Annotated in this window: 33 protein-coding genes; 29 read left to right on the forward strand and 4 right to left on the reverse strand. The window is 63.2% G+C overall.

Annotation, left to right across the window (positions count from 1 at the left end):
• From D3242_RS22705 to D3242_RS22715, 3 genes are all read right to left on the reverse strand, one after another.
• Nucleotides 1–381: a hypothetical protein gene (locus D3242_RS22705; protein WP_064982621.1), complete on the reverse strand. Its 381-nt coding sequence runs from the start codon at nt 379–381 to the stop codon at nt 1–3.
• A gap of 157 nt (nt 382–538) precedes the next feature.
• Nucleotides 539–784, reverse strand: coding sequence for a hypothetical protein (locus D3242_RS22710; RefSeq protein ID WP_064982623.1), 246 nt, complete (start codon nt 782–784; stop codon nt 539–541).
• A gap of 5 nt (nt 785–789) precedes the next feature.
• Nucleotides 790–1,014, reverse strand: a complete 225-nt coding sequence (locus D3242_RS22715; protein WP_064982625.1) for a hypothetical protein — start codon at nt 1,012–1,014, stop codon at nt 790–792.
• A gap of 186 nt (nt 1,015–1,200) precedes the next feature.
• On the opposite strand from D3242_RS22715, the gene D3242_RS22720 reads away from it, so the two are divergent.
• On the forward strand, nt 1,201–1,452 hold the full coding sequence (locus tag D3242_RS22720; RefSeq protein ID WP_064983512.1) for a hypothetical protein: 252 nt from the start codon (nt 1,201–1,203) through the stop codon (nt 1,450–1,452).
• Here the strand turns inward: D3242_RS22720 and D3242_RS22725 are convergent.
• Nucleotides 1,449–2,078, reverse strand: coding sequence for a S24 family peptidase (locus tag D3242_RS22725; RefSeq protein ID WP_064982627.1), 630 nt, complete (start codon nt 2,076–2,078; stop codon nt 1,449–1,451). The genes D3242_RS22720 and D3242_RS22725 overlap by 4 nt on opposite strands.
• Before the next feature lie 156 nt (nt 2,079–2,234).
• Between D3242_RS22725 and D3242_RS22730 the strand changes: the two genes are divergently transcribed.
• The 28 genes from D3242_RS22730 to D3242_RS22860 all read left to right on the forward strand — a co-directional run bounded on the left by D3242_RS22730 (nt 2,235) and on the right by D3242_RS22860 (nt 22,246).
• Complete coding sequence (locus tag D3242_RS22730; RefSeq protein ID WP_064982629.1) at nt 2,235–2,474, forward strand: hypothetical protein; 240 nt, start codon at nt 2,235–2,237, stop codon at nt 2,472–2,474.
• Nucleotides 2,471–2,992 carry a hypothetical protein gene (locus tag D3242_RS22735; protein ID WP_064982631.1) on the forward strand — a complete coding sequence of 174 codons (522 nt, stop codon included), beginning with the start codon at nt 2,471–2,473 and terminating at the stop codon, nt 2,990–2,992. Before D3242_RS22730 ends, D3242_RS22735 begins: the two co-directional genes overlap by 4 nt.
• A 127-nt stretch (nt 2,993–3,119) precedes the next feature.
• Nucleotides 3,120–3,605 carry a hypothetical protein gene (locus D3242_RS22740; protein WP_044550287.1) on the forward strand — a complete coding sequence of 162 codons (486 nt, stop codon included), beginning with the start codon at nt 3,120–3,122 and terminating at the stop codon, nt 3,603–3,605.
• Nucleotides 3,605–4,084: a hypothetical protein gene (locus tag D3242_RS22745; RefSeq protein ID WP_064982633.1), complete on the forward strand. Its 480-nt coding sequence runs from the start codon at nt 3,605–3,607 to the stop codon at nt 4,082–4,084. Before D3242_RS22740 ends, D3242_RS22745 begins: the two co-directional genes overlap by 1 nt.
• Nucleotides 4,081–4,449, forward strand: coding sequence for a hypothetical protein (locus tag D3242_RS22750; RefSeq protein ID WP_120145524.1), 369 nt, complete (start codon nt 4,081–4,083; stop codon nt 4,447–4,449). The genes D3242_RS22745 and D3242_RS22750 overlap by 4 nt, the downstream gene beginning before the upstream one ends.
• Before the next feature lie 32 nt (nt 4,450–4,481).
• Entirely contained in the window at nt 4,482–5,402 is a 921-nt protein-coding gene (locus D3242_RS22755) for a DUF2303 family protein (protein ID WP_064982636.1), read from the forward strand.
• Nucleotides 5,402–6,604 (forward strand): MT-A70 family methyltransferase, encoded by a 1,203-nt coding sequence (locus tag D3242_RS22760; protein WP_064982638.1) that lies wholly within the window; start codon nt 5,402–5,404, stop codon nt 6,602–6,604. Before D3242_RS22755 ends, D3242_RS22760 begins: the two co-directional genes overlap by 1 nt.
• The gene (locus D3242_RS22765; protein ID WP_064982640.1) at nt 6,601–9,249 is read left to right on the forward strand and encodes a DNA methyltransferase; all 2,649 of its coding nucleotides are present in this window, start codon (nt 6,601–6,603) and stop codon (nt 9,247–9,249) included. The genes D3242_RS22760 and D3242_RS22765 overlap by 4 nt, the downstream gene beginning before the upstream one ends.
• Nucleotides 9,246–9,677 (forward strand): hypothetical protein, encoded by a 432-nt coding sequence (locus D3242_RS22770; protein WP_064982642.1) that lies wholly within the window; start codon nt 9,246–9,248, stop codon nt 9,675–9,677. The genes D3242_RS22765 and D3242_RS22770 overlap by 4 nt, the downstream gene beginning before the upstream one ends.
• A complete protein-coding gene (locus D3242_RS33615) occupies nt 9,674–9,832 on the forward strand; it encodes a hypothetical protein (RefSeq protein WP_167470450.1) in 159 nt (52 codons plus the stop codon). Before D3242_RS22770 ends, D3242_RS33615 begins: the two co-directional genes overlap by 4 nt.
• Nucleotides 9,829–10,116, forward strand: coding sequence for a hypothetical protein (locus D3242_RS22775; protein ID WP_064982644.1), 288 nt, complete (start codon nt 9,829–9,831; stop codon nt 10,114–10,116). Before D3242_RS33615 ends, D3242_RS22775 begins: the two co-directional genes overlap by 4 nt.
• Complete coding sequence (locus D3242_RS22780) at nt 10,113–10,400, forward strand: hypothetical protein (RefSeq protein ID WP_064982646.1); 288 nt, start codon at nt 10,113–10,115, stop codon at nt 10,398–10,400. Before D3242_RS22775 ends, D3242_RS22780 begins: the two co-directional genes overlap by 4 nt.
• A complete protein-coding gene (locus tag D3242_RS22785; RefSeq protein WP_064982647.1) occupies nt 10,397–10,957 on the forward strand; it encodes a hypothetical protein in 561 nt (186 codons plus the stop codon). Before D3242_RS22780 ends, D3242_RS22785 begins: the two co-directional genes overlap by 4 nt.
• Nucleotides 10,954–11,427: a hypothetical protein gene (locus D3242_RS22790; RefSeq protein ID WP_064982650.1), complete on the forward strand. Its 474-nt coding sequence runs from the start codon at nt 10,954–10,956 to the stop codon at nt 11,425–11,427. The genes D3242_RS22785 and D3242_RS22790 overlap by 4 nt, the downstream gene beginning before the upstream one ends.
• Nucleotides 11,424–12,554 (forward strand): helix-turn-helix domain-containing protein, encoded by a 1,131-nt coding sequence (locus tag D3242_RS22795; RefSeq protein WP_064982652.1) that lies wholly within the window; start codon nt 11,424–11,426, stop codon nt 12,552–12,554. The genes D3242_RS22790 and D3242_RS22795 overlap by 4 nt, the downstream gene beginning before the upstream one ends.
• Nucleotides 12,523–13,209 (forward strand): transcription termination/antitermination protein NusG, encoded by a 687-nt coding sequence (nusG, locus tag D3242_RS22800; protein WP_223217743.1) that lies wholly within the window; start codon nt 12,523–12,525, stop codon nt 13,207–13,209. The genes D3242_RS22795 and nusG overlap by 32 nt, the downstream gene beginning before the upstream one ends.
• A 111-nt stretch (nt 13,210–13,320) precedes the next feature.
• Nucleotides 13,321–13,683 (forward strand): hypothetical protein, encoded by a 363-nt coding sequence (locus D3242_RS22805; protein ID WP_064983516.1) that lies wholly within the window; start codon nt 13,321–13,323, stop codon nt 13,681–13,683.
• Nucleotides 13,684–13,786: 103 nt separating this feature from the next.
• Nucleotides 13,787–14,413, forward strand: a complete 627-nt coding sequence (locus D3242_RS22810; protein WP_064982654.1) for a phage terminase small subunit P27 family — start codon at nt 13,787–13,789, stop codon at nt 14,411–14,413.
• A gap of 2 nt (nt 14,414–14,415) precedes the next feature.
• On the forward strand, nt 14,416–16,212 hold the full coding sequence (locus tag D3242_RS22815) for a terminase large subunit (protein ID WP_081295999.1): 1,797 nt from the start codon (nt 14,416–14,418) through the stop codon (nt 16,210–16,212).
• Nucleotides 16,209–17,441 carry a phage portal protein gene (locus D3242_RS22820; RefSeq protein WP_081296000.1) on the forward strand — a complete coding sequence of 411 codons (1,233 nt, stop codon included), beginning with the start codon at nt 16,209–16,211 and terminating at the stop codon, nt 17,439–17,441. The genes D3242_RS22815 and D3242_RS22820 overlap by 4 nt, the downstream gene beginning before the upstream one ends.
• Before the next feature lie 9 nt (nt 17,442–17,450).
• Nucleotides 17,451–18,143 carry an HK97 family phage prohead protease gene (locus tag D3242_RS22825; protein ID WP_064982658.1) on the forward strand — a complete coding sequence of 231 codons (693 nt, stop codon included), beginning with the start codon at nt 17,451–17,453 and terminating at the stop codon, nt 18,141–18,143.
• Nucleotides 18,144–18,158: 15 nt separating this feature from the next.
• On the forward strand, nt 18,159–19,457 hold the full coding sequence (locus D3242_RS22830) for a phage major capsid protein (protein WP_081296001.1): 1,299 nt from the start codon (nt 18,159–18,161) through the stop codon (nt 19,455–19,457).
• A gap of 63 nt (nt 19,458–19,520) precedes the next feature.
• The gene (locus D3242_RS22835) at nt 19,521–19,766 is read left to right on the forward strand and encodes a hypothetical protein (RefSeq protein WP_064982659.1); all 246 of its coding nucleotides are present in this window, start codon (nt 19,521–19,523) and stop codon (nt 19,764–19,766) included.
• 41 nt (nt 19,767–19,807) lie between these two features.
• Complete coding sequence (locus tag D3242_RS22840) at nt 19,808–20,170, forward strand: hypothetical protein (protein ID WP_064982661.1); 363 nt, start codon at nt 19,808–19,810, stop codon at nt 20,168–20,170.
• A gap of 3 nt (nt 20,171–20,173) precedes the next feature.
• Nucleotides 20,174–20,791 (forward strand): hypothetical protein, encoded by a 618-nt coding sequence (locus D3242_RS22845; RefSeq protein ID WP_064982663.1) that lies wholly within the window; start codon nt 20,174–20,176, stop codon nt 20,789–20,791.
• A complete protein-coding gene (locus D3242_RS22850; RefSeq protein WP_064982665.1) occupies nt 20,788–21,165 on the forward strand; it encodes a hypothetical protein in 378 nt (125 codons plus the stop codon). Before D3242_RS22845 ends, D3242_RS22850 begins: the two co-directional genes overlap by 4 nt.
• Entirely contained in the window at nt 21,165–21,806 is a 642-nt protein-coding gene (locus D3242_RS22855; protein WP_064982666.1) for a hypothetical protein, read from the forward strand. Before D3242_RS22850 ends, D3242_RS22855 begins: the two co-directional genes overlap by 1 nt.
• Nucleotides 21,806–22,246, forward strand: a complete 441-nt coding sequence (locus D3242_RS22860; protein ID WP_010915693.1) for a hypothetical protein — start codon at nt 21,806–21,808, stop codon at nt 22,244–22,246. Before D3242_RS22855 ends, D3242_RS22860 begins: the two co-directional genes overlap by 1 nt.
• The last annotated feature ends 13 nt before the right edge of the window (nt 22,247–22,259 follow it).

A 22,259-nucleotide genomic window follows, 5' to 3' on the forward strand; every position in this document is an offset into this window, starting at 1 on the left:
CTAGGCGCTCCCGCCCATGGTTTGTGGGCGCGTCACGACGACTTCGAAATCATCCTCGTCCGAAGTGGTAGCCCATTGGACGCGCCGCAAAACGGTTGCGAGGATGTCCTCGCCTTGGTCAACGGTAAAGCCTCGCGCGAAGTTCTCGACCATGCCGCCAATGACGCGAGAACCGGCCTCGAGCAGGACACCGGCGCTCGTTCCGGCGTTGAGTTCATCGGCGATAAACAAAGCGAACTGTACCGACGCCTCGACGGCGCGTGCCTGGCAGGCCAAGACAGGATTACCCTTGGTGACCTCTTCAGGGATGTTGGAAAAGGTTTCGCGAAGCACCTTTTCGAAGGCGTCGCGGTTGATGTGTCCGTGGAAGTGATCGCTCATCAGCGCAACCCCACATAAAAACACCCGGCGGCAATCAGCGCTGTGGCGAGGAGAAGGCCGCGCGCCAGCCAGTCGGCGCGCGGGTTCGACGTTGGATGATTGCAATCGTCGCCGCAGCGGCATTGCGGGAAATTGGGGCAGCGAACCGGGGCTTTGATCATGACGGCAGCACCCAGCCGAGCAGGGCGAACGGCAGCGCGAACATCAACACGCAAGCGAAGGTGAGCCCGGCCGGTCCGTCACCGCCGATTGCGGCGATGACGCGGGAAGGATCGGCCGCGCGGCGAAGGTCGGCCAGGATCTCGGACGGCTTGCGGCCGGCGAGGAGCTGGCGCGTAACCCATGCCTCGGCCTCGCGCGACTTGGCGGCCTCGGCGATCAGGCTTTCGGCGACGGTCTTCATGGCAGTCAGCCCTGATGATGTACGGCGCGAGCCTTGGCAAGGTCGGCGGCTTCGGGGCCGTGCTCCTCGATCTGCGCGCGGGTGAAGTTCGAATGCTCGGCCAGGCTGTCGGCGGTAACCGCCGTGCCGTTCATGCCCATTTCCAGCATCGTGTCGGCCATGCGCTCGACGATGCTAGTGATGACGGCGGTGGGAATGGTCGGCGCCGGGCGCTGCTGTGTGGTGATCATGGATCTTGCCTCCATCGCGGGATTGCGATTGGAGGCGGACGCTACCGCGATAAAAATACCGCGTCAAGAGTGATGCGGTATAAATATCTTAGCCGTCGCCGTGCAGGAACGAATCAAATCGTTCTTGATACGTTCTCGTAAGTGAGTCAGACTGTCGCGTATAACAAGAGCACCAGGGAGCTTGGAATGAGCGCGTTTTTTGTAGTTCAGAGTTTCACGCGAGGCGACAGGGGCGGGCTTCGCCCCGACATTCCTGTCCAAGCCCAGAATACAAGTCACGCAAGGCGAATGGCGGAGAGGCTTGCGGCATCAAAGGCGCTCGTTGTCGCCTTTAAGCGTGAAGGCGATGCCAATACCGGAGAGTTCGGCGAGGCGATGCTGATTGCCGCTCTTGGCGACGTTCCGGATGAAGTCCGGGAGATGCCGCTAGCCAGCTAGCGGGCTTCGTACTTGCCTACAATCCGGTGACAGACGGTCCAGTCGGCGCGGGATACGGTGAAATCCCGTTCCTCGCCCTCAGGAGGATTGTACTGGCGAAGGTGCCAGTCACGATCGTCGAACCGCACCAGGCGCTTGATCATTGCCTCTGCTTCTGCGACGGGCGGAACGTGGTAAAGAACCACGTTTCTGTCCCTTGCGGGAGGCAAATGCGGGTGCACTAGTGCCATATCGCCGGGCTCGAATGCTGGAAGCATGGATTCCCCGACGACATACACGCCATAGGCCGCTTTCACATTTTCGAGGAAGGCCGGCCGTTTCACATACTCAATGGCTTCGAACGTGATGATCTGGTGACCTTCGTTCCCGCCTCTTGCTGCTGCATAGACTGGAAAGTTTCGGTCACCAACGAGTTCCTTGCCGGGAATTATCAGTGGCTGGAAGCCCTGTGCTCGGCTGTCCTCGCCGACTGATTCCGGTCCCTCGCCAGTCAACAACCAGATTGCCGTGGTGCCCAACGCCTTGGCGATGCCTTCGAGGTTTTCTGCGCGCGGAGATTTCGACTTCCCTGTCATGATATTCCGGATCAGGGCGTCGCTGCCAACCTCAAGCGATGCCGAACGCATTGATTTTCCTGTCGCTTCCAAGCGTCTGAGAATTCGCTCTGCGAGCGGAGATGTCGTGTCCGTGCTCATGCGGTAATCTAACCGCGAGATATTGGAGGCCGTTAGCGGTAAGTTTATCGTTGACAATGCGGTAAACATATCTCATTCCTATGCGCCATGACGCTCAAGGACCATCTCGTAAAAGTCGCAACGACCTACGCCGCGGAGAAAGGCTTAAGCCTCTCTCGCGTGTCGACCATCGTCTTTGGAGATGGAAAGGTTCTCGACAGACTGCAGGGCACCGCTGATTTGACCACAAGTCGGTTCGAAGCGGCGATGCTCTGGTTCTCAAACAACTGGCCCGCTGATTTGGCCTGGCCGGATGGCGTCACGCGACCGATTTCGGAGGCCGCATGATCAAGACGCGCCTCGCTTGCCCGCATCTCGCCGATCGTGGCGCCCGCCTTGCCGGCGTCGGCTTCACCGACCGCCTTGTGCCGCGCCAGGTCGGCGCCGCTGATTATGAATTCCCCGCTGCGCCGGTTCCCCAAGAGCCTGACCGCGCAGTTGCTGCCGCCGAGGCTTCGCACCTCAAGGCCTCGGCGGCTTTTTCTTGCTTCACCGAATCCTGCCCGGTTGCCCATCCCTCCGGTCAGGACAGCGCGCCGGCAGTTGCTGCCTCTTCGGCCGGCGCGCTTTCCCACACAAGCAACGCGGTCCTGCTGCGCGACCATGTGATGGTGCTGGTTCGTGCGATCGCGGCCTATGAGCGCTGCACCAATGAACGCGCCGTCGCGCTGGCGCTGACCGAATACGCCACGGCGATCGGGGCGGGTGTGTTGGCTCGCGCCGTCGCCGATCTTGGCGACGAACTGGCCGACGTACCCGCGCATGCGCGCCTGGCGGCAAACCGATTCCGGAGCGGCGGACCATGAGTGCATCTGCTTGCGGGCCTCCATGAAGTGACGCCCGCACACTGAATCCAAAACCCCTTTCCCGCCACGGGAAACGACGCCGGGATTTCCCGGCGCGGGAAACCTTTTGCGTCTGAGGAGGCCAACGATGGTTCCGAATGCCAATGCCCGCCACTTCCTGATCAAGGCCAAGCAGCGCGACCTGATCGCCGCCGCCGGCGGGATCGAGCGCGCCGCCGCCGTCTGCTCCTACTCCAAGAGCGTGGTCGGCCGCTGGTACAATCCGGACAGTCCCGAACTCATGGAACTGCCGGCGATCTTCGCGCTGGAGGAAGAGACGGGGCGCTTCGACCTCAGCGAGGCTATCGCTTCGGCGCGCGGACGCCGCTTCGCCGAAGATGAGGCGACGCCCGTCAACGGCAACGTGATGTCGGCCCATGCCGAGACAGTCGTGCGCATGGGCGAGCTGATGTCGGAAGGCGCGCTTGCCTTCGCCGACGGCCTGCTGACACCAGCCGAAAGCCAGCGGATAGACCGCGCCCTGTCCAAGGTCGAGGCCGGCACTGCCGAATACCGCAAGATCCTCGCGGGTGCGCGCGCCAGCGGCGGGCTGAAGGTGGTGGGAGGCGAGTAATGGCCAGTCTGGCTCTTCGCGATCCTGAAGAACGCGCCGACAGTTTCTACCGGTTCTCGGTCAAGTGCGATCGGCTGACGAACCTCAAGATAGCGTCCGCCGCGCGCAAGGCCGGCATGAGCGTCAACAGCTTCGTGCAGCGGCATTTCGAGACCATCCTCGATGTCGCTCCCGCCAGCCTCGCGGCGCAACCCACACGGTTCGATGCGCCGAGCTTCGCCAGGCGCCACAACGTGACGATCCAGGCCGCGAATCTGTGGCTCTCGCTGTCGACGCACGCCCGCAACGGCCTTGTGCAACGCTCGCTGAAGGATCTCGCCGCCGACGTCGGCGTGCCCCGCGTGGAACTCCTGATCGAACGTCTCGTCGCCGCCGGCACGATTGAAATCGTCGCTCCGTCGTCAGGCCTTCGCCCCGCCATCTACCGCGTCCCCGGCGAGGGTGAAGCCTCGCCACAACCCTCTGGAGAAAGCCCATGAGCCGCGTGCTCCGCACCTTCCGTGAAATGCTTGGCCTGCTGTCGCGTGGCGATTTCTCGCGCCACTGCGACAAGCTCCTGGACGAAGCGATCCTAGCGGTCGAGCAGTGCCCGGCCGACAAGTGCAAGGCCGAGATTATCGTCAAGATCACGCTCGACTACGAACTTGGCCGTATCGACATCAAGGCCGACGCCAAGTCGAAGCTGCCCGACACCGTCAAGTTCATGAAGACGCCTTTCTGGGCTGTCGACGGCCAGCTTTCGGTCGAGCACCCCAACCAGATCGACATGTTCCGCGCGCCGCGCGCGGCCGCCTCGCGCGACAGCGAGGATGAAGACGATGACGAGGAAGCCGCGGCGTCCTGACCAACTCCCTCAATCCTTGAAAGGAAAACCCCATGCCCGATAAAGACACGTCGCTCGATGCGCACGGCATCGATCTGATCAAGACACTGGCCACCGAAGCGGTTGATCCGTTCCTGCTTCTGATCGAAACCACCGGGCTTTCGGCTGGGCTGCCAACCAATCTGCCCGTTGCCTTCGACCGCAAGTCTCAGTCCTTCAAGTCCGTCAAACCTCTGATCGAAGAATTTCGCCAGGCGCCTGACCGGCGCAAGGGCACCGCCACGGTCGAGACGCTGGCGAGTTTCATTGCGCTTGTCGACAGGCATAAGGATGAGGACTCCGTCCTCTTCGGCAAGACCGTCTGGCCGGACCCGAAGCTGACCGCCGTGCTCGATTATGACAGGGAAGGCGTGCCAGCGCGCAATCGCTCGCATCGCGTCGTCTATGCCTTTCCGCTGACCGAGGAATTCAAGGCCTGGGTCAACGGCAACGCCAAGCCGATGGAACAGGATCTCTTTGCCGCCTTTCTCGAAGAGCACGCGGCGGAACTGGCGGCACCTTCCGATGGAGAGCGCTCGACCTATGAGCCTCTGTTCAAGGAAAAGTTCGCGACGCCGTCCGAACTGATCGCGTTGTCGCGGCACCTCGAAGTGTTTGTCTCTGCCCGCGTCAAACAGGGCATCCGCCTGCAGACCGGAGAGCGGACGATCGAGTTTTCGGAGGAGCACAAGGACTCCAAGGGCGAGGTCGTGACCATTCCCGGCATCTTCATGGTGGCATTGCCTGCCTTCGTTGACGGCGATGCCGTGCGCATCCCTGTCCGCCTGCGTTATCGTATCGTGTCGGGCGACGTGAAGTGGTTCTATCAGCTCTACCGCTGGGAATTCTTCCTGCGCGAACAGGTCGGCTACGATCTGAAGGAAGCCGCCGACAAAACCGGCCTGCCGGCCTTCGAAGGCGCGCCGGAGGCCTGATGCCAAAGGCTGTCGCCATAGCCGCAGCCAAGCCGCTGCCGTCTCTCGTCAAGGAGGCGGCGGCGGCGCTTTCGCGCGCGACGACGGCGGCGGAAGTGCTCGACGCCCATGACAAGGCCGGCGTCGTTTATGACTTGGCCAAACGTGCGGCGCGGCTGCACAAGGCCAAGGCCGCACATGATGAACTGGTCGCCGCCACCTATCGCGTGCAGGCCGACGCGCTGGAAATCGAAAGCCAGGCCAAGCGCCGGCTCGCCGACGAATACGATGCCGCGCAGGAACGCGGCGAGGTCGCCAAGCGCGGCAAGCCGGTAAATGTTCCGGAGCGGAACAATAAGGTGACTTCAGCCGAACTCGGCATCCGTCGCAAGGACATCCACGAAGCCCGCCAGGTGCGCGCGGCGATTGCCCGGGATCCGGCGATCGTGCGCGAGGCCCTGGACGATATTCTGGCCAGCGGCGACGAGCCGACGCGCACCGCGCTGAAGCGGGCGATAGCGCCGGCCGTCAAGACACTGCGTGGCGAAGAGCAGGCCGCGAAAAAGGAACGCCGCGCGCTGCGCGAAGTCGTTCTCGCCGCCGGCTACAAGGAACTGCCCGCCAAGAAATACGGCGTCATCTATGCCGACCCGGAATGGAAGTTCGATCCCTATTCGCTGGAAACCGGCATGGACCGGGCGGCGTACAACCACTATCCGACCAGCGATCTCCTGACGCTGATGCGCCGCGACGTCGGCGCCATCGCCGCCAAGGATTGCGTGCTGTTCATGTGGGCAACAGTGCCCATGCTGGTCGAGGCGATCTGCGTGCTCGACGCGTGGGGCTTCGCGTGGATCGAGCGCGACGCGAACACCGGCTTCCTCGCGCCAAACAAGGCGCATGCGCGCTACGTGTCACACTGGGCCTGGCTGAAGAACAAGATCTCCACCGGCTACTGGAACCGCGGCAAGCATGAACTGCTGCTGATCGCCACGCGCGGCAAGCCTGTCGCACCGGCCATGGGCGAGCAGCTCGAAAGCTGGTTTGAGGACATGGCCGTCATGGCCGATGTCGGCCGTCACTCGGCCAAGCCGGCGGTCTTCGCCGAGTGGATCGAAAAGCACTGGCCGAACACGGCGAAGATCGAGTTGAACGCGCGCGAGCCGCGGCCTGGCTGGGACGTGTGGGGCTATGAGGCCGAGCCGAAGACGGTGCCGGCATGAACGCGCCCCTTGTCCATCCGGTCGACGTCGATCTCTATCTCGACTTCCTGCGCTGCAAGATGCAGCTGGCGAAAGCCGACGGCTTCGATGTTGCGCCGGAGGACATCAACCCGGCCGGGGCGCCGCATTGCCAGGCGATCGTGCGTTGGGCGCTGAAGGGCGGCAGTCGCGCCATCTTCGCGTCGTTCGGCCTGCACAAGACCTTCATGCAGATCGAACTGATGCGCCTGGTCGGGAGATTCGCACCGGGCTTGCGGCTGATCGTCATTCCGCTCGGCGTGAGGCACGAATTCTTCGCCGAGGCGGAAGAGCGTTTTGCCGGCGACTGCGCGGTGAAGCTGAAATTTATCCGCAGCGATGCCGAGATACCCTCAACGGAAGATGGGGGCGACGACACGATCTACCTGACCAATTACGAGAGCGTGCTCGCCGGCAAGATCGACGTCGCCCGCTTCGTTGCCGCCAGCCTGGACGAGGCGGCGGTGCTGCGCGGATACGGCACGAAAACCTTCCAGACGTTCCTGCCGCTTTTCGCTGCGGTGCGCTTCAAATTCGTCGCCACCGCCACACCGTCGCCGAACCGCACCAAGGAACTGATCCACTATGCCGGCTTCCTCGGCATCATGGACACCGGCCAGGCGCTGACGCGCTTCTTCCAGCGCAATTCGGAATCGGCGGGCGACCTGACGCTGTTCCCGCACAAGGAAGATGAGTTCTGGCTGTGGGTGCACAGCTGGGCGGTGTTCCTGCAATCGCCGGCCGATCTCGGCTTTTCCGACGAAGGCTATGTGCTGCCGGCGGTGAGCGTGAACTGGCACGAGGTGCCGATCGACCATTCGACGGCGGGCTATGATCGCGACGGGCAGGGCCTGCTGATCCGCAACACGGCGCTTGGCGTGACGCAGGCAAGCGCCGCCAAGCGCGACAGCCTGGCCGCACGAATCGACAGGATGAGCGCGCTTCTCGCCGAGGATCCTGCGTCGCATGCGTTGCTGTGGCACGACCTTGAGGATGAGCGCCGCGCGATCGAAGCGGCGGTGCCTGGCGTCCGCTCGATCTATGGCACCCAGGGGCTGGAAGCGAACGAAAAGAACGCCATCGGCTTCAAGGATGGCAAGTTCAAATATCTCGCCACCAAGCCGGAAATGTCGGGCGCCGGCAATAATTTCCAGAAGCATTGCCACTGGGCAATCTTCGTCGGTGTCGGCTTCAAGTTCCATGACTTCATCCAGGCGGTGCACCGCATCGTGCGGTTCGGCCAGGCTGAGGAATGCCGGATCGACATCATCTATTCCGAGGCCGAGCGCGAAGTGCGCCGCAACCTCGAAGGCAAGTGGGCCGAGCATGAGCGGCTGATGGCGCGCATGGCGGAGATCATCCGCCGCTATGGGCTGGATGGCCTGCCGCTCGACGACGTTCTGTCGCGCTCTATCGGCGTGCGCCGGCACGAGGAGCGCGGCGAAGGTTTCGTCATCGCCCACAATGATGCGGTGCTGGAAGCGCGGCGGACGGAAAGCGCCAGCGTTGGCGAGATCGTCACCTCGATCCCGTTCGCCAACCACTACGAGTATACGGCAAGCTACAACGATTTCGGTCACACCGACGACAACGCCCATTTCTGGGCGCAGATGGATTTCCTGACGCCGGAGCTGCTGAGGATACTGAAGCCAGGCCGGCTAGCTTGCATCCATGTGAAAGACAGGGTGCTGTTCGGTTCGGTGACCGGAGAGGGTGTGCCGACCGTTTCGCCGTTCCATGCCGAGGCGATCTTCCACTACCTCAAGCACGGCTTTCAGTACATGGGCATGATCACCATCGCCACCGACGTGGTGAAGGAGAACAACCAGACCTATCGGCTGACCTATTCCGAGATGATGAAGGACGCCACCAAGATGGGCGTCGGCTGTCCGGAATATGTGCTGCTGTTCCGCCGGCCGCAGAGCGACCTTTCGCGCGGCTATGCAGACGAACCGGTGACGCATGCCAAGCCGCTGGTGATCGCCGGCGACGGCACGGAACGGTGGAGCGACGGCGACCGGCGTCCGCAGGTGCCCGACAGCGGCTATACGCTGGCGCGCTGGCAGCTCGACGCTCACGCCTTCTGGCCGTCGTCTGGCGAGCGACTGCTGACCACGGATGAGCTGGTGCGGCTCGGGCCGAAGCCGCTGCGCGCGCTGTTCCAGAAGGTCAGCGAGGAAGCGATCTACGACTTCGAAAAGCATGTGCAGCTGGGCGAGGAACTGGCGGCACGCGACAGCCTGTCGAAAACCTACATGACGCTCGACCCGCCATCGAAGCATCCGGCGATCTGGACCGATGTGGTGCGCATGCTGACGCTGAACGGTCAGCAGGCGTTCCGCAATCTGGAAAAGCACGTCTGCCCGCTGCAGTTCGACATCGTCGACCGGCTGATCGACCGCTACTCCAACCCCGGCGACATCGTCTATGACCCGTTCGGCGGGCTGATGACGGTGCCCTATCGCGCCATCCTGAAAGGCCGCAAGGGGCAGGCTTCCGAACTGTCGGCCACCTATTTCCGTGACGGTGAGCGCTACTGCCGCGAGGCGGAAGCCAAGCGCGCCATCCCGACCATGTTCGACATGCTGGGCATTGCGGATGCCGGGACGGCGGAGGCGGCGGAATGAGCGCCGACACCTCCATCCTTCGCGCCATGGCGCGCCTGCGCAGGGCACTGGAAAAGCGCATGGGCCTGGACGATCGCGCCGATGAGCTCGCCGCACGCGAGGGCGGTCGGCCGATCCGCTCTGGCACGCTAGCCGCCTATGACACGGCTGCGCTCGGCCGGAGGTTGCGGCCGATGCTGGAATATGACGGGCGCGGCTGGCGGGCACTGGCCGAAGAGATCGGCGTGACCTCGCCGGACCTGTCGCGGGTCATGGCCGGGCAGGACATCGCCACTGGCAAGGTGTTCGCCATCTGCGACTGGGCCGGGCTCGATGCCCGCGCCTTCTACCGCCCGCCGCTCGGCGCGCCGAAGCCGCGCAAGCGCGCAAGGCCTTCGGGGCGCGCGGTGTTTCACGGGAAAAGCACTGAAACAGGAGTTCGCACATGAGCGAGGCTTCTTGGAAATCCGAGCAAGATCGGCGCCGCATCCGCAGGGAACTTCGCCGGGTCATGGAACGGGGCCTGCCACAAGCGATCGCCGCTAATGAAGGCATGAATGGCTCGGTCCAAATCGTTTTCACCGGCCGGAGGGCGGAGGCATGAGCGGGAACACACTCGATCCGTTCATTGCGCTCATACGCAATGCCGAAGGCGACAACGAGCGCGCCACGGTTTTGCTCGAAGCGCCGGTGCTGACGCTGCTGCGCTGGCGCTCGACCTTCGCCGACTATTGCCGCCGCGCCGCCTTCCATGAAGGCATCGTCTATCTCGATTTGCTGGCCGACACGATGGGCAAGCCTCGCCATCGCGGCAACCTCGCCGGCACGATGCCGATGTCCGGCATCACCGCCACGCTGCTCAACATCGCCGATGGCGGTGCCGCATGACCGCGCCGCTGAGACGCCATGCCGATCCCCTGGCCCGCAAGCTGGTGCCTGTGGTTCGCGAGATGCTGCTTGCGGAAGTCGAGCGCGTGGCGGTTTCGCTCGCGCGGCCGAAATCCAGCAAAGCCGACGAAGACATCATGGAGGCGTGCCGGCAGGTGGCCAGTGCCGCCGACAGGCTGGCGCAGGCGAAATATGGCGTCGGCGAGATCACGGCGCGCAAGTCGCTGGAGCGGGCGGCGACGGCGCTTGGCCGCGCCATGCGCAAACACGGGCGCATGCCATGAACGCCGCTGCCCGGTCCACCGATGCCGCCAGGCTGCGTGCAATAAAGGCCTCGCTCGACGCGATCGCGCCGGCAGACTGGACGCGCGCGCATGACGAGCATGGCGGCCTGATCGAGGCGCGCGACGACATGGCGGCCGGCGGGCGCTGCGTGCTGGCGCGCTTCGACGATGCCACGGTCGAGGAAATCGAATTCGCCTGCAATGCGCCCGAAGCGGTGCGTTTCCTGATCGATCTCCTGCGCCGGGCCTTCGACGAGATCCGGCTCCTGCGCGGCGATCCGCCGGTTTCCAACGCCAAGGCTGAACCGCCGGCGGCGAGCGATCCGAAGAACTATGCCGCCGAGTGCGCCATGAAGTGCCAGGAGCCGGCCTTCAAGGTGTTTCTGGAAGAGCGACACGGGCTTGAACGCCCGCTGACCAATGAGCGCGCCGCGCAAAAGGTGCGCTCGCTGCTCGGCATCACCTCACGGAAAGAACTCAACGAAGGCGGGCGAGCCGGCGACGCATGGAAAGACCTGCGCGCCAGTTTCGCCGCATGGCTGAAGGCGCAGAGATGAATCTTCAACCATTCCTCATAGGCGAAGGCTGGGTTGAGGTGCTGGATGGCAACCCCACGGCCCGCGATCTATTCAAGCGCCACTACAGCTACCGGCCGCGCCGTGGCGGGCGCCAAAACGAACTGATCATCGGCCCAGGCTACAAACTGCTGCTGCTCACTGCAGATGCGCGTTCGCTATGCGCGTGGCGCAAGGAACAGCATCGCGCCGACGGGCAAACGGGCGTCGAGTGCGCGATCTTTCGGCGCGAGGGTGGCGACCTAGCGAGCGACTTGCTCAAGACCGCCATGGAGCATGCTTGGCTGCGCTGGCCGTCGTCGCGGCTGTTCACCTTCGTCAATCCGAAGGCCGTCGCCCCGACGATGGTGCGCCGCCATCCGGTGTGGGGTTTCTGCTTCTACAAGGCTGGCTGGAGTTTCGCCGGGCTGACTCAAAAGGGTTACCACATTCTCGAAAAGGTACCCGCATGACCGGTCCTCGTCTTTCCATCATCCCCGCGCGTGCCGCCACCGACAGGTCGCTCAAGCCGCGCGATCTGCAGGTGCTTTGCGTGCTCGGGCGTCATACCGACGATCTCGGCTGGTGCCGGCGCAGCCAGGTCAAAATGTCGGAAGAGATGGGCTGTGCGCGCTCGACGGTGTTCGAGGCGGTCGAGCGGCTGGTGAAGGCCGGCTACCTCGAAAAGCACGAGCAGGAAGAGATCTCCGGCCGCGACAGCGCGCACTGGTATCGCGTCATCCTCGATCCGGTGCACCCCAATCTTGCGCTGGTGAAAGAGGCCGACGAACCGGCTGATTCCTTGGCGGAAATACCCTGCCGGCCAGTCGGCACCCCTGCCGGTATATCGGCACCCCCTGCCGGTCCAGAACCGGCACCCCCTGCCGGTCCAGGACCGGCACCTATTAACGACACTTCTCTAACGACCCCTGTTAACGTCGAGAGAGAGCGTGCGCGGGAAATTGAAAAACAGCTTGAGCGCTGGCTGAAGAAAACGCATCCGGCCTGGCCGAGCTACATCAGCGACAGCGGCCCGAAAGCGCTGGCTGAGGCGCGCAAGCTGACCGACGAGGAACGCGACGCCGCCGCCGATCGCATGGCTGACTACGTGGCCAGCGCCAAGGTGGGCGGGCGCACGGTGATCTGCACCTTCGCGGTCTATCTGTCGGAAAAGCGCTGGGAGAAGCTTCCGGCCAAGGCGAAGGCGCCAGCCGTTGCCGACGACTATGCGCCGCCTTTCGGGCCGGTCTGGATGGCTTGGGTTGTCGGGCACATGCTGGGCGGTCCAGCAAATCCGGACGCCACGGCGTTCCAGCAGCGCTGGCCAGACCTGTTCCATTTGTTCGAGCGGGCAAGGCGCGGCCAGGGTCATCGCTTCGGCGAGCGCTGGCACGCGCTCAAAGGCCAGATGATCGCGGTCCCCGTCGACACCTCGCAATGGAACGACTGGCGCGCCTGCTTCCAGCAGCGTGGCTGGCCATGGCTGCCGGATCCGGGACGCGTCGCCTACTTCCCGGCAGGCGGGCCGGATGGATTGGCGGAATTCGAACAGGCGATGCGAGGACAACATGATGCGGGCGGACGTGAAGCGGCTGAGTGAGCGTGAACACGTCTGGGTGGATCGCTCGACGGGCGAGGTCATCAACGTCGACCGCGCCTGGCAGAAGAGCGACAAGCGAATCGCACTGTCGCGCCGTGAGCAGGCAATGCTCGCCGCGGCTGGTCAGGACGGTCCGGAGGCGCGCTGGTACGTGCTGCGGGTCGAGGATCGCGCCGACATTGCTGTGGATAAGTTGCTGGATGAGGCGAATGTCGAGCGCGTCATGCTGGCGACCGAAGCCGAACCGAAGCGCCGCGGTGGGCGCAAGCATCAGTCTCTGGAGCCGGTTCGCATGCCGTCTTTCCCCGGCTACATCTTCGTCAAAGTGGTGTCCTGCCCCGTCGCATGGGCCGGTCTGCGCACCATCAAAGGCGTGCTTGGTCCAATCGGTGGATGCGACAATCCAAGCCCGGTCGGCGAGCAGGAAATCGTGAAGTTTCAAGCACGTATTGAGAATGACCCTGATGCCATCGCAGTGCTTACCAATGCGCTGAAGAAGGGCGATAGGGTCGAGATCGATAGCGGCCCGTTCGCAGGCTTCGAGACTGTGGTGCTGATGCTGAGGGACCGGCATCGCGTGCAGGTAGAGGCCAATGTATTCGGTCGGCCTGTGCCTCTCGACGTCCATCTTGCCAACGTCACGAAACTGGATTAGCGAATCCCACGCAGGACGAGCTGAAAGAGTCGCACGCCGAACAGGTGGACCGCGCCATCAGCCCCAGGGGAAGCAACCAGCTTACCCGCAATGGATAAGATTCCATACATCATGGCCAACAAGCCGAGGACCTTTCGGCCCTCGCATCTTCCATCGCGTGAGGATGCGGCACGGCTCTACGATCATGACCGTGATCAGCAGCCATGGCGTCGATGGTACAAGACCGCACGGTGGCAGAGGCTTCGTGCTCATCAGCTGGCCGAAGAGCCGCTCTGCCGAAACTGCAAGAAGCACGGTCGCATCACCGCAGCGACCGTCTGTGACCATATCGAACGACATGGCGGCGACCCCGACCGCTTCTGGAACGGACCGTTCCAATCCCTCTGCGACCAGGCGCCGTGGCGCTGCCATTCCAGCGAGAAGCAGCGGCAGGAGCGGCAGGACGGGGGGCGGGTCAAAAGTCTGGACCCCTGAGGGCCTAGACCGGTGGGTGTGCAAGCGTGCATCGCCGCAAAATTCGCTGAAAGTTTTTTTCCGGGCTGGGTTGGAGGCCCCCAGTCTGGCCGGAGGGTCGATCATGGCGCGCGGCAGAAAGCCGGAGACGGCTGAACAGCAGGCGCTGAAAGGCGCACCGGGCAAGCGCATGTCGCAGAAGGCGGCGCAGGCGATCCGTACGGAAACCAAGACGGCAGCGCCGTCGCCGATCGTGATCGGCAATGTCCGTCCGCCGAAGTGGTTGAAGCGCAGCCGCAAGGCGACCGAGATCTGGAACGATCTCGCGCCGCGGCTGGCAAAGCTGAACCTGGTCAGCGAACTCGATGCGGTGCCGCTCGGTCGTTACTGCCGTTACATCGTCGAATGGATTGCCGCCGATCTCGCCGTCCAGAAGGAAGGCACCTGGTTTGACACCGTTGGCACGAACGGCGAGCCGACCAAGAAGCGCCATCCGGCGTGGCAGGCCTGCCAGGACCTGGAGAAGATGCTGCGCGAGACCGAAGCCGCCTTCGGCATGCGGCCGGACACGCGCTACAAGATCATGCGCGATCAGGCGCTGTCGCATGGCGTCCTGCCGTTGTTCGAGCGCAACAGCCAGAGCGAGCAGCCGCAGCCGGCCGCGACGCCAACCGCTACCCCATCGCCGGAAGATGATCCGATCGGGTTTCTCGCCGGCTTCGATTCCGCGCCTCCCGGCCGTGCGAACTGAACATGCCGATTGCCGAGACGTCGGCTGCAGCGATCGCCGCCTCTGCCGGTCACCTTTTGTGGCCGGAACCGCAATGGGTGCTCGACGCCGTGGCGCGCGGTTGGGAATGGGCGAGGGTCCAGTGGCGCCGGGCGGCATCGCAGGCCGGCGCCTGGTTTGACGAACGCAAGGCCGACGCCGCAGTTGCGCTGTTCCCGCGCATCTTCCGGCTGACGCTCGACCGTTTCGCCGGAAAGCCATTCCGGCTGACGCTCTGGCAGGAAGTCATTGTCCGGCTGCTGGTCGGCTGGAAGATACCAGTCGAGATCGTCGACGACGAACAGTCGGCACCGCACACCGAGCAGGTTCGTTTGTTCCGCCGGCTCCTGCTCTGGGTGCCGCGCAAGAACGGCAAATCGGAATTCCTGGCGGCGCTTGCGTTGCTGTTCTTCATTCTCGACGGCGTCGTGGGCGGCGAGGGTTACGCCTTCGCCCGCGACGAAAAGCAGGGCAAGATCGTCTTCGACAAGATGAAGGCGATGCTGGCCATGTCGCCGGCGCTGGCGGACAAGGGGCAGGCGTTCAAGAAATCGATATGGATCCCGAAAATCCGGGCCATGTTCGAATTGCTGTCGGGAAAGCCGGAAGGCAAGCACGGCCGCTCGCCGACGGTCATCGTCGGCGACGAAATGCACGAATGGCACACCGCCGAACTTGCCAACACACTGCGCCAGGGCACTGGCGCCCGCCTCGAGCCGATCGAACTCTACGCGTCGACATCCGGCCTCAAGACAAATCAGACAGGCTGGGCGCTGTGGGAGGAATCGAACGCCATCCTCGACGGGCGTATCGACGATCCGACCTCGCTGGTTGTCATCTTCGCCGTTGACCAGGAGGCGGACTGGCGTGACGAGAGCATTTGGTCGCTGGCCAATCCTTCGCTCGGCATCTCGCCGACAATGCAATTCCTCCGGCGCGAAGCCGCGCTTGCCGCCGACAACCCGCGCGCGGAAGCGCATTTCCGCTGTTATCACCTCAACCAGTGGATCGACGCGGTCACCCGCTGGCTGAACCTGAAGAAATGGGACGCCTGCACAGCCGACAAGACCGGATGGCAGGCGTATGCCGTCAAGGAAGGCGAAGACTTCGGCGAGAAGATGCGCGCCGCCGGCCTTGCCGGGCGCCGCTGCTATGGAGCGTTCGACATCTCGTCGACCGACGACATCACCGCGCTTGTCTGGGCGTTCCCGCCCGACAGCGATAACCCGAAATGGAAACTCGTCTGTCGCTTCTGGGTGCCGGAAGAAAGCATCAAGCGGCGCGTCAAGAACGATCGTGTTTCCTATGATCGCTGGCAAAAGCTCTGCGCCATCACGCCGACGCCTGGCGACTATGTCGACCAGGACTATGTGAAGCGCGCTGTTCTGGAAGGACTGGAAGCGTTCGACGTGGCCGCCATCGGTTACGACAGCTGGAACGCCACCAAACTCTACACGGACCTGGTGAAGGACGGCGCGCCGGAGGACCTGTTCCTCAAGATGCGTCAGGGACACCAGACGCTCGGCGAGCCGACCAAGTTCTTCGAAAGCCTCGTTTCCTTCGGGAAACTGGACCATGGAGGAAACCCCGTCATGCGCTGGATGGCCGGCAACACTGCTGTGCGCTTCGACGAAAATCTGAATTTCGTCCCGACGAAGAAGCGCAGCGCCGAAAAGATCGACGGCATCGTTGCAGCGATCATGGCTTGCGGCCTCGCCATCTCGGCGGAAGAGCCGGTCGACCTCGATGAATATCTGCGCGGTGGAGTGATGGCAGCATGAGCTGGCTTTCCATGTGGTGGTCAAAGCCGGCACTGAAGGTGCAGGATCCCGAGAACTCACGTCGCGGTTCACACGACAGCTGGGCCGGCAAAGCGACGACGCCGGATGCGGTGCTCCAGTTGGCAACAGCATGGGCCTGCATTCGGCTTAAGAGCCGTGTTGGCGGCTCTCTGCCTCTAAAAGTGCATACCAGAGGTTCGGGATTGGTGATCGACGATCACCCGCTCTACTCGCTCCTTCATGACAGCCCCAACGCCAACCAGACGGCGATGGAGTTCTGGGAAGGTCAGTTCGCGTGCATGGACCTGCGCGGCAATGCCTATGCCGAGAAGGTATACATAGGGCAGCGTCTGGTTGCCCTGGTCCCGATGCACCCGGACAACACGCATCCATATCGCGCCGCCGACGGATCACGACGTTACAGGTACTATGATCCGGTCACTGGATTTCATGATTGGGGCGAAGACAAGGTTTTCCATCTTCGCAGTTTCGGGACCGGTGGCCTGGTTGGTTTGTCGCCGATCTCGTACGGAAGGCAGACCTTGGGAACAGCCCTTGCCGCGGACGAAGTCGCGGGGCGTACGTTCGCAAACGGTTTGCAGGTCTCCGGCTTTGCGGAAGATCAGCCGAACGCCAAGACCAACCAGAAGCAGCGCGAAGAGCTGGTCGAACTGTTTGATAAATTCTCCGGGTCTGAGCGCGCCGGCAAGGTCATGCCGTTGCCGCCGGGTTTCAGCTTCAAAGAGCTGAGCATGAAGCCGGAGGATGCGCAGCTCCTGGAGACGCGTGGCTTCCATGTCGAGGAAATATGCCGATGGTTTGGCGTGTTTCCGATCCTAATTGGCCATGCTGCCCAAGGCCAGACGATGTGGGGAACCGGCGTCGAATCGATCAATCTTGCTTGGTTGACGCTCTACCTCGGACCGGAACTTCAGCGCGTCGAGCAGGCGATTGAAAAGCAGCTTATGACGGCCGTCGACCGGTCGAAGTTCTACGTCGAGCACAACGTGGACGCTTTGTTGCGTGCCGACAGCCAGGGCCGCGCAGCGCTCTATTCCGTGCAGGCTCAGAACGGTCTGAAAACCCGCAACGAGATGCGACGTCGGGAAAACGATCCGCCGCTTCCCGGCGGCGACGTTCTCACCGTCCAGTCAAACCTCCTGCCTCTCAACATGCTTGGCAAAACCCCGCCGCGCGCCGTTCAGCCCGCGCCTGGCGAACCGATCTAGGAGACGGCCATGAAAACCAAGGATTTCCCGCTACAGGTCAAGGATGTGTCGGATGACGGCACGTTCGAAGGGTATGGGTCCGTCTTCGGGGTTCGCGACAGCTACAACGAGAGCGTCGAGCCCGGTGCCTTCGTCGAGAGCCTTGTGCGCCACAAGCGCGAGGGCAGCTCGCCGCTCATGCTCTGGCAGCACGACCCTTGGACGCCGATCGGCGTTTGGGAAGACATGGCCGAAGACAAGAAAGGCCTGTGGGGCAAGGGTCGCCTGCTCGGCGGTGTCCAGAAGGCCGACGAAGCCAAGATTCTGTTGAAGGCCGGCGCCATACAGGGTCTTTCGATCGGGTACCGCGAGGTCGATACGACGCCGTCCGAGAATGGCGGACCACGCAAGTTGGTGAAGCTCGACCTCCTCGAGGTGTCGATCGTGTCGTTTCCGGCCAATCGCCGGGCACGCGTCGAATCCGTGAAATCGGAAGTCATGGAAGAATTCGCTCGCCGCCTCCGCGATGGCGACCCCATGCCCGTGAAAGAATTCGAGGACATCTTGCGCGAAGCAGGGGTCCCGAAAGCCATGGCCGTACAGATCGCCTCTGTCGGCTATGCGAAAGCCATTCGGAGTGAGTCCGAGGGCGAGGCGAACAGCAAAGCCACCGCTGCGCTTAAGGCGCTGCGGGCAGCTACCGACCAGTTCAAAACCCTCTAGAACAGGACAATCTCCATGAATAATCACCTCCGCGTCGCGGCGGGTGGCATTGCGCTGCTCGCTTGCTCCATGCTTGGCCCTCGCATTTGCTTTGCTCCTCCGAGCGAAGGCGGCGATGCCGATCTCGCTGCGCTCGCCGTCGACCTGAAGAAGGCGGCGGATGACGTCAAGAAACAGGCCGAGACGACATCGACCGAGATAAAGAACCTCGGCAAGGTCACCGAAGAGACCAAGAAGGCTGCTGATGAAGCCTTGATCAAGCACAATGAGATTTCGGCTCGCCTGACCGAGATCGAACAGAAGATGGCGCGCACGCCGGGCACTCCGGAGCGCCGCAAGTCTCTCGGCCAGCAGTTCACCGAGAATGACGAGGTCAAGGCATTCCTCGCCGCCAAGAAGTCCAAGGGCAGCGTCAGCTTTTCGACCAAGGCGATCATCTCCGCTTTGACCACGGATGCCGACGGTTCCGCCGGCGATCTCATCGTTCCGCAGCGCGTCGCCGGCATCATCGCCCCGCCGCAGCGTCGCATGACGATTCGTGATCTGCTCACGCCCGGCAACACCGACAAGAACGCCATTCAGTACGTGAAGGAAACCGGCTTCACCAACGCGGCGGCGACCGTTTCCGAAACGGCGGGCGGTGCCAAGCCGCAGTCCGACATCAAGTTCGACATCATGACGACTTCGGTCACCACGATCGCGCACTGGGTGTTGGCCACCAAGCAGATCCTCGACGACGTGCCGCAGCTCCAGTCCTATATCGACGGACGCCTGCGTTATGGCCTGATGTATGTCGAGGAAAACCAGCTCCTCAATGGGGGCGGTACCGGCACCGATCTGAACGGCATCTATACCCAAGCCACCAACTATGCCGCGCCGATCAATCCGACTGCCGCCGGCAACCTGACCAAGATCGATGTCATCCGCCTGGCAATCCTGCAGGCGTTCTTGGCCGAGTATCCCGCCAACGGCATCGTTCTGCATCCGTCCGACTGGGCGGACATCGAGCTGACCAAGACCGACGTTGGCGACTATCTCTTCGCCAACCCGCAGAACGGCACCGAGCCGCGTCTGTGGCGCCTGCCTGTCGTGGAAACCCAGGCGATGACGGTCGACCGATTCCTGACTGGGGCGTTCCAGCTCGGCGCCCAGATCTTCGATCGCGAGGATGCGAACGTCGAGTTGAGCACCGAAGACAGCGACAACTTCCGCAAGAACCTCGTCACCATCCGTGCCGAGGAGCGCCTTGCTCTCGCGGTCTACCGCCCCGAGAGCTTCATCAAGGGTGCCTTCGCCACCGCGCTCGCTGCCTGATCGTTCGGCTGATCAAGGCGGGCGGCTCCGGCCGCCCGCTCTATGAGCCGAAGGAGACAAGCGATGAAACTCAAGTCAATCGACCAGATCAGCATAAGCGCGGTGAAGGCCGACAGCCTTCGCCCCGGCGAGGAATTTGAGGTCGGCGATGCCTATGGGGCGGAGCTGATCAAGCAGCATCCCGACAAATTCGAGGTTTTGGAGGCGGCTGAAGAGAAGTCGGAAGCCGCCCCCGAAAACAAGGCCGAAGGCGCCGCTCCGGCGAACAAGGTCATCACCGGTCGCAAGACCAAAGCAAAGGCCAAGTAGGCAGTCATCTGGCGCTGCGGCGTCGATCTGAGGAGAAGACCATGCGTCGTTACAAGCTTTCCATCACCACGGATGCCGGAGGTGCCGCGACGGCCTACAGCCCGCGTATCGCCGGCAAGATCCACAGCATCCAGTACGTGAAAACCGACTTTGCGAACGGTGTCGGCTTCACCGTGACCGCCGAAGCAACCGGTGAGAGCATCTGGTCCGAAGCCGCCGTAAATGCCTCCGCCGTCCGCTATCCTCGCGCGCCGACGCATACCCAGGCGGGCGCCGCCGCGCTTTATGCGGCCGGTGGCGTGGCTGTGCAGGACAAAATCGGTCTCGCCAGCGACCGCGTGAAGGTGGTCATTGCTTCGGGCGGTGCGACCAAGACCGGCACCATTCATATCCTGGTCGACTGATCCATGGCCCTCCGCGTCATCACCCCGCCATCGCCCATCGTCACGCCGGCGGATATCGCCGGCGATCACGCTGCCGACGATGCGGCAGTGGCGGCGATGATCGCGGCTGTCACCGAAGAGATCGATGGTCCGACAGGCTGGCTTGGCCGGGCCATCGGCCCGCAGACGCTTGAACTGACGTTGCCGGCGTTCTGCCATCGCAACGTCCGACTGCCGTGCCCGCCGATCATCGGCAACATCTCGCTGAAGTATCTCGACAGCGCAGAAGTCGTGCAGACAGTCGAATCCGCCGACTATCGGCTGTTCGACGATCAGCTTTGGCTGGCGCGCGGCTTTTCGTTTCCCCCGGTCGCCAGCGAGCCTGATGCGATCAGGATCCGCTATGACGCCGGCTACAACGGCACCGGTGACGGCAAGACCGGCGCCATTCCCGAACGCGCGCGCCAGGCGATCATCCTGTCAGTGCAGCATATGGCTTCGCTCGATGTCGAAAGCCTCTATCTGCGCGTCGACGAGGTCGACGGCGTCGGCCGTCGCGAATTCACGCTGTCCGACCAGGCGAGCAGCATCATCGAGCGCACCTGCGATCGGCTGCTCGACGGCTTACGGGTTTTCATATGACGCCTGCCGAGGCCATTGCGTCGCTCGACGGTCAGCTTGCCGCCCATGGCGAGGACTGCACCTTGCGCCGCAAGGAAGGCTCGCCCGTCGTCGACAAGGATGTCGCGGTGCGGGCATCGGTGCGTGGCCTTCGCGCCGCCGAGATCGTCGGCACGGCGACGCAAGCCTATTCCATGGCGGTGATATCGCTGACCCAGATCCTGGCCGCAGGCTGGCCGACCGGTCACACCGTCACGCCTGGTGCCGTCGATCCGCGCATTCCACGCGAAAACGACTTCCTAGTCGTCAAGGGCAAGGTCCGACAGATCAAGTTCGCCGACCCGATCGCCGTCAATGGCGTCGTGGTGCGCGTCAATCTGACGGTGGCCGGCTGATGGCGACCGGCTTCGAATTCTTCGAACGCGATCTGCGTGTCGCCACGGCGGGCCTCGAACCGGATGAGATAAACCACCAGGTTGCGGCGTTCGCCAAGGCAGAGCTCGCCCGCGTCATCGCCGAAGGCCTAGCCACGCCGAATTACACGCGCATCGTCAACGGCGTCGCCGATGCCGCCGAGGAAAGCTACCGGGCGCCGGGCGCGATCGTCTACGAATTCACCAACTGGGACCTCGTGATCAAGGCGGCTTTGGAAGAGCTGCAGAAGCGCTCGCCGCGCAAGTCCGGCCGGTTCGCCTCGTCGTTCATCGTCATTGTGAGCGGGCGCACCGTCGTCACCGATTTCACCAGGATCCGGCCTGATGCCGAGATCATCATCACCAATTTCCAGCCCTATGTCCGCAAGGCTGAAGTCGGCATGCTGGGCGTGGCGGAACGCGTCCTGTTCGCCGGCACTGCGCGGGCAATGGCCAATCGCTTTCGCGGCGCCTTCACCTTCACGTCGAAGTTTCTCGACGTGCCGGCCGGCATCCATTCCGGAATGCCATACCGGCTGAAGGGGCGCGGCAGCCATGACCGCATTAGCCGCAAATCGGGCGTGTTGAGCTATCCCTCCATCATCATCAACCCGGTGAACTGATGTCCAGCCCCGAAGCCTTCGACGCGTTCAAGGGTGTGCTCGACGACTACGCCGCCGGCGATGGCGCCTTGCCGGTCCGCTATGAAAATGAATTCGTGCAGGACCTGCTCGACGCCAATACGCCGGCATGGCTCTACGTCGAGGTCTACGGCGATACCTATAATCAGGACACGATGGGCGCGCCTGGCGCCAATGCGTGGGAAGAGCGCGGCGTCACCTATCTGCATGTCATGACGCCGAGCGGCAGCGGAAGCAGGGCAGGGCGCGTCCATGCCAACCGGTTGCTCTACCTCTTCCGCGAAAAGCCGATCGGCAACCTGTTCATGCCGGAAATGTCGATCGGCGAAGGCTCTCCCGGCCAGGACTTCCCGAACTACTATTCCACCGCGGGAACCATCTTCTGGACCCGTCGTGACATCACGTCGACCCCGACGACCTAACCCCGGCATCGAC

Source organism: Mesorhizobium jarvisii (assembly GCF_003601985.1).
GTDB lineage: Bacteria > Pseudomonadota > Alphaproteobacteria > Rhizobiales > Rhizobiaceae > Mesorhizobium > Mesorhizobium jarvisii.

Excerpts from the sequence above, each read along its gene's own strand:
- D3242_RS22805 (WP_064983516.1), top strand. The coding sequence starts at position 13,321 with ATGGCCAACAAGCCGAGGACCTTTCGGCCCTCGCATCTTCCATCGCGT.
- D3242_RS22730 (WP_064982629.1), top strand. The coding sequence starts at position 2,235 with ATGACGCTCAAGGACCATCTCGTAAAAGTCGCAACGACCTACGCCGCG.
- D3242_RS22760 (WP_064982638.1), top strand. The coding sequence starts at position 5,402 with ATGCCAAAGGCTGTCGCCATAGCCGCAGCCAAGCCGCTGCCGTCTCTC.
- D3242_RS22785 (WP_064982647.1), top strand. The coding sequence starts at position 10,397 with ATGAACGCCGCTGCCCGGTCCACCGATGCCGCCAGGCTGCGTGCAATA.
- D3242_RS22720 (WP_064983512.1), top strand. The coding sequence starts at position 1,201 with ATGAGCGCGTTTTTTGTAGTTCAGAGTTTCACGCGAGGCGACAGGGGC.
- D3242_RS22725 (WP_064982627.1), bottom strand. The coding sequence starts at position 2,078 with ATGCGTTCGGCATCGCTTGAGGTTGGCAGCGACGCCCTGATCCGGAAT.
- D3242_RS22820 (WP_081296000.1), top strand. The coding sequence starts at position 16,209 with ATGAGCTGGCTTTCCATGTGGTGGTCAAAGCCGGCACTGAAGGTGCAG.
- D3242_RS22710 (WP_064982623.1), bottom strand. The coding sequence starts at position 784 with ATGAAGACCGTCGCCGAAAGCCTGATCGCCGAGGCCGCCAAGTCGCGC.
- D3242_RS22735 (WP_064982631.1), top strand. The coding sequence starts at position 2,471 with ATGATCAAGACGCGCCTCGCTTGCCCGCATCTCGCCGATCGTGGCGCC.
- D3242_RS22770 (WP_064982642.1), top strand. The coding sequence starts at position 9,246 with ATGAGCGCCGACACCTCCATCCTTCGCGCCATGGCGCGCCTGCGCAGG.
- D3242_RS22845 (WP_064982663.1), top strand. The coding sequence starts at position 20,174 with ATGGCCCTCCGCGTCATCACCCCGCCATCGCCCATCGTCACGCCGGCG.
- D3242_RS22780 (WP_064982646.1), top strand. The coding sequence starts at position 10,113 with ATGACCGCGCCGCTGAGACGCCATGCCGATCCCCTGGCCCGCAAGCTG.
- nusG (WP_223217743.1), top strand. The coding sequence starts at position 12,523 with ATGATGCGGGCGGACGTGAAGCGGCTGAGTGAGCGTGAACACGTCTGG.
- D3242_RS22795 (WP_064982652.1), top strand. The coding sequence starts at position 11,424 with ATGACCGGTCCTCGTCTTTCCATCATCCCCGCGCGTGCCGCCACCGAC.
- D3242_RS22810 (WP_064982654.1), top strand. The coding sequence starts at position 13,787 with ATGGCGCGCGGCAGAAAGCCGGAGACGGCTGAACAGCAGGCGCTGAAA.
- D3242_RS22745 (WP_064982633.1), top strand. The coding sequence starts at position 3,605 with ATGGCCAGTCTGGCTCTTCGCGATCCTGAAGAACGCGCCGACAGTTTC.
- D3242_RS22825 (WP_064982658.1), top strand. The coding sequence starts at position 17,451 with ATGAAAACCAAGGATTTCCCGCTACAGGTCAAGGATGTGTCGGATGAC.
- D3242_RS22750 (WP_120145524.1), top strand. The coding sequence starts at position 4,081 with ATGAGCCGCGTGCTCCGCACCTTCCGTGAAATGCTTGGCCTGCTGTCG.
- D3242_RS22715 (WP_064982625.1), bottom strand. The coding sequence starts at position 1,014 with ATGATCACCACACAGCAGCGCCCGGCGCCGACCATTCCCACCGCCGTC.
- D3242_RS22775 (WP_064982644.1), top strand. The coding sequence starts at position 9,829 with ATGAGCGGGAACACACTCGATCCGTTCATTGCGCTCATACGCAATGCC.
- D3242_RS22755 (WP_064982636.1), top strand. The coding sequence starts at position 4,482 with ATGCCCGATAAAGACACGTCGCTCGATGCGCACGGCATCGATCTGATC.
- D3242_RS22840 (WP_064982661.1), top strand. The coding sequence starts at position 19,808 with ATGCGTCGTTACAAGCTTTCCATCACCACGGATGCCGGAGGTGCCGCG.
- D3242_RS22765 (WP_064982640.1), top strand. The coding sequence starts at position 6,601 with ATGAACGCGCCCCTTGTCCATCCGGTCGACGTCGATCTCTATCTCGAC.
- D3242_RS22705 (WP_064982621.1), bottom strand. The coding sequence starts at position 381 with ATGAGCGATCACTTCCACGGACACATCAACCGCGACGCCTTCGAAAAG.
- D3242_RS22855 (WP_064982666.1), top strand. The coding sequence starts at position 21,165 with ATGGCGACCGGCTTCGAATTCTTCGAACGCGATCTGCGTGTCGCCACG.
- D3242_RS22860 (WP_010915693.1), top strand. The coding sequence starts at position 21,806 with ATGTCCAGCCCCGAAGCCTTCGACGCGTTCAAGGGTGTGCTCGACGAC.
- D3242_RS22835 (WP_064982659.1), top strand. The coding sequence starts at position 19,521 with ATGAAACTCAAGTCAATCGACCAGATCAGCATAAGCGCGGTGAAGGCC.
- D3242_RS33615 (WP_167470450.1), top strand. The coding sequence starts at position 9,674 with ATGAGCGAGGCTTCTTGGAAATCCGAGCAAGATCGGCGCCGCATCCGC.
- D3242_RS22790 (WP_064982650.1), top strand. The coding sequence starts at position 10,954 with ATGAATCTTCAACCATTCCTCATAGGCGAAGGCTGGGTTGAGGTGCTG.
- D3242_RS22830 (WP_081296001.1), top strand. The coding sequence starts at position 18,159 with ATGAATAATCACCTCCGCGTCGCGGCGGGTGGCATTGCGCTGCTCGCT.
- D3242_RS22815 (WP_081295999.1), top strand. The coding sequence starts at position 14,416 with ATGCCGATTGCCGAGACGTCGGCTGCAGCGATCGCCGCCTCTGCCGGT.
- D3242_RS22850 (WP_064982665.1), top strand. The coding sequence starts at position 20,788 with ATGACGCCTGCCGAGGCCATTGCGTCGCTCGACGGTCAGCTTGCCGCC.
- D3242_RS22740 (WP_044550287.1), top strand. The coding sequence starts at position 3,120 with ATGGTTCCGAATGCCAATGCCCGCCACTTCCTGATCAAGGCCAAGCAG.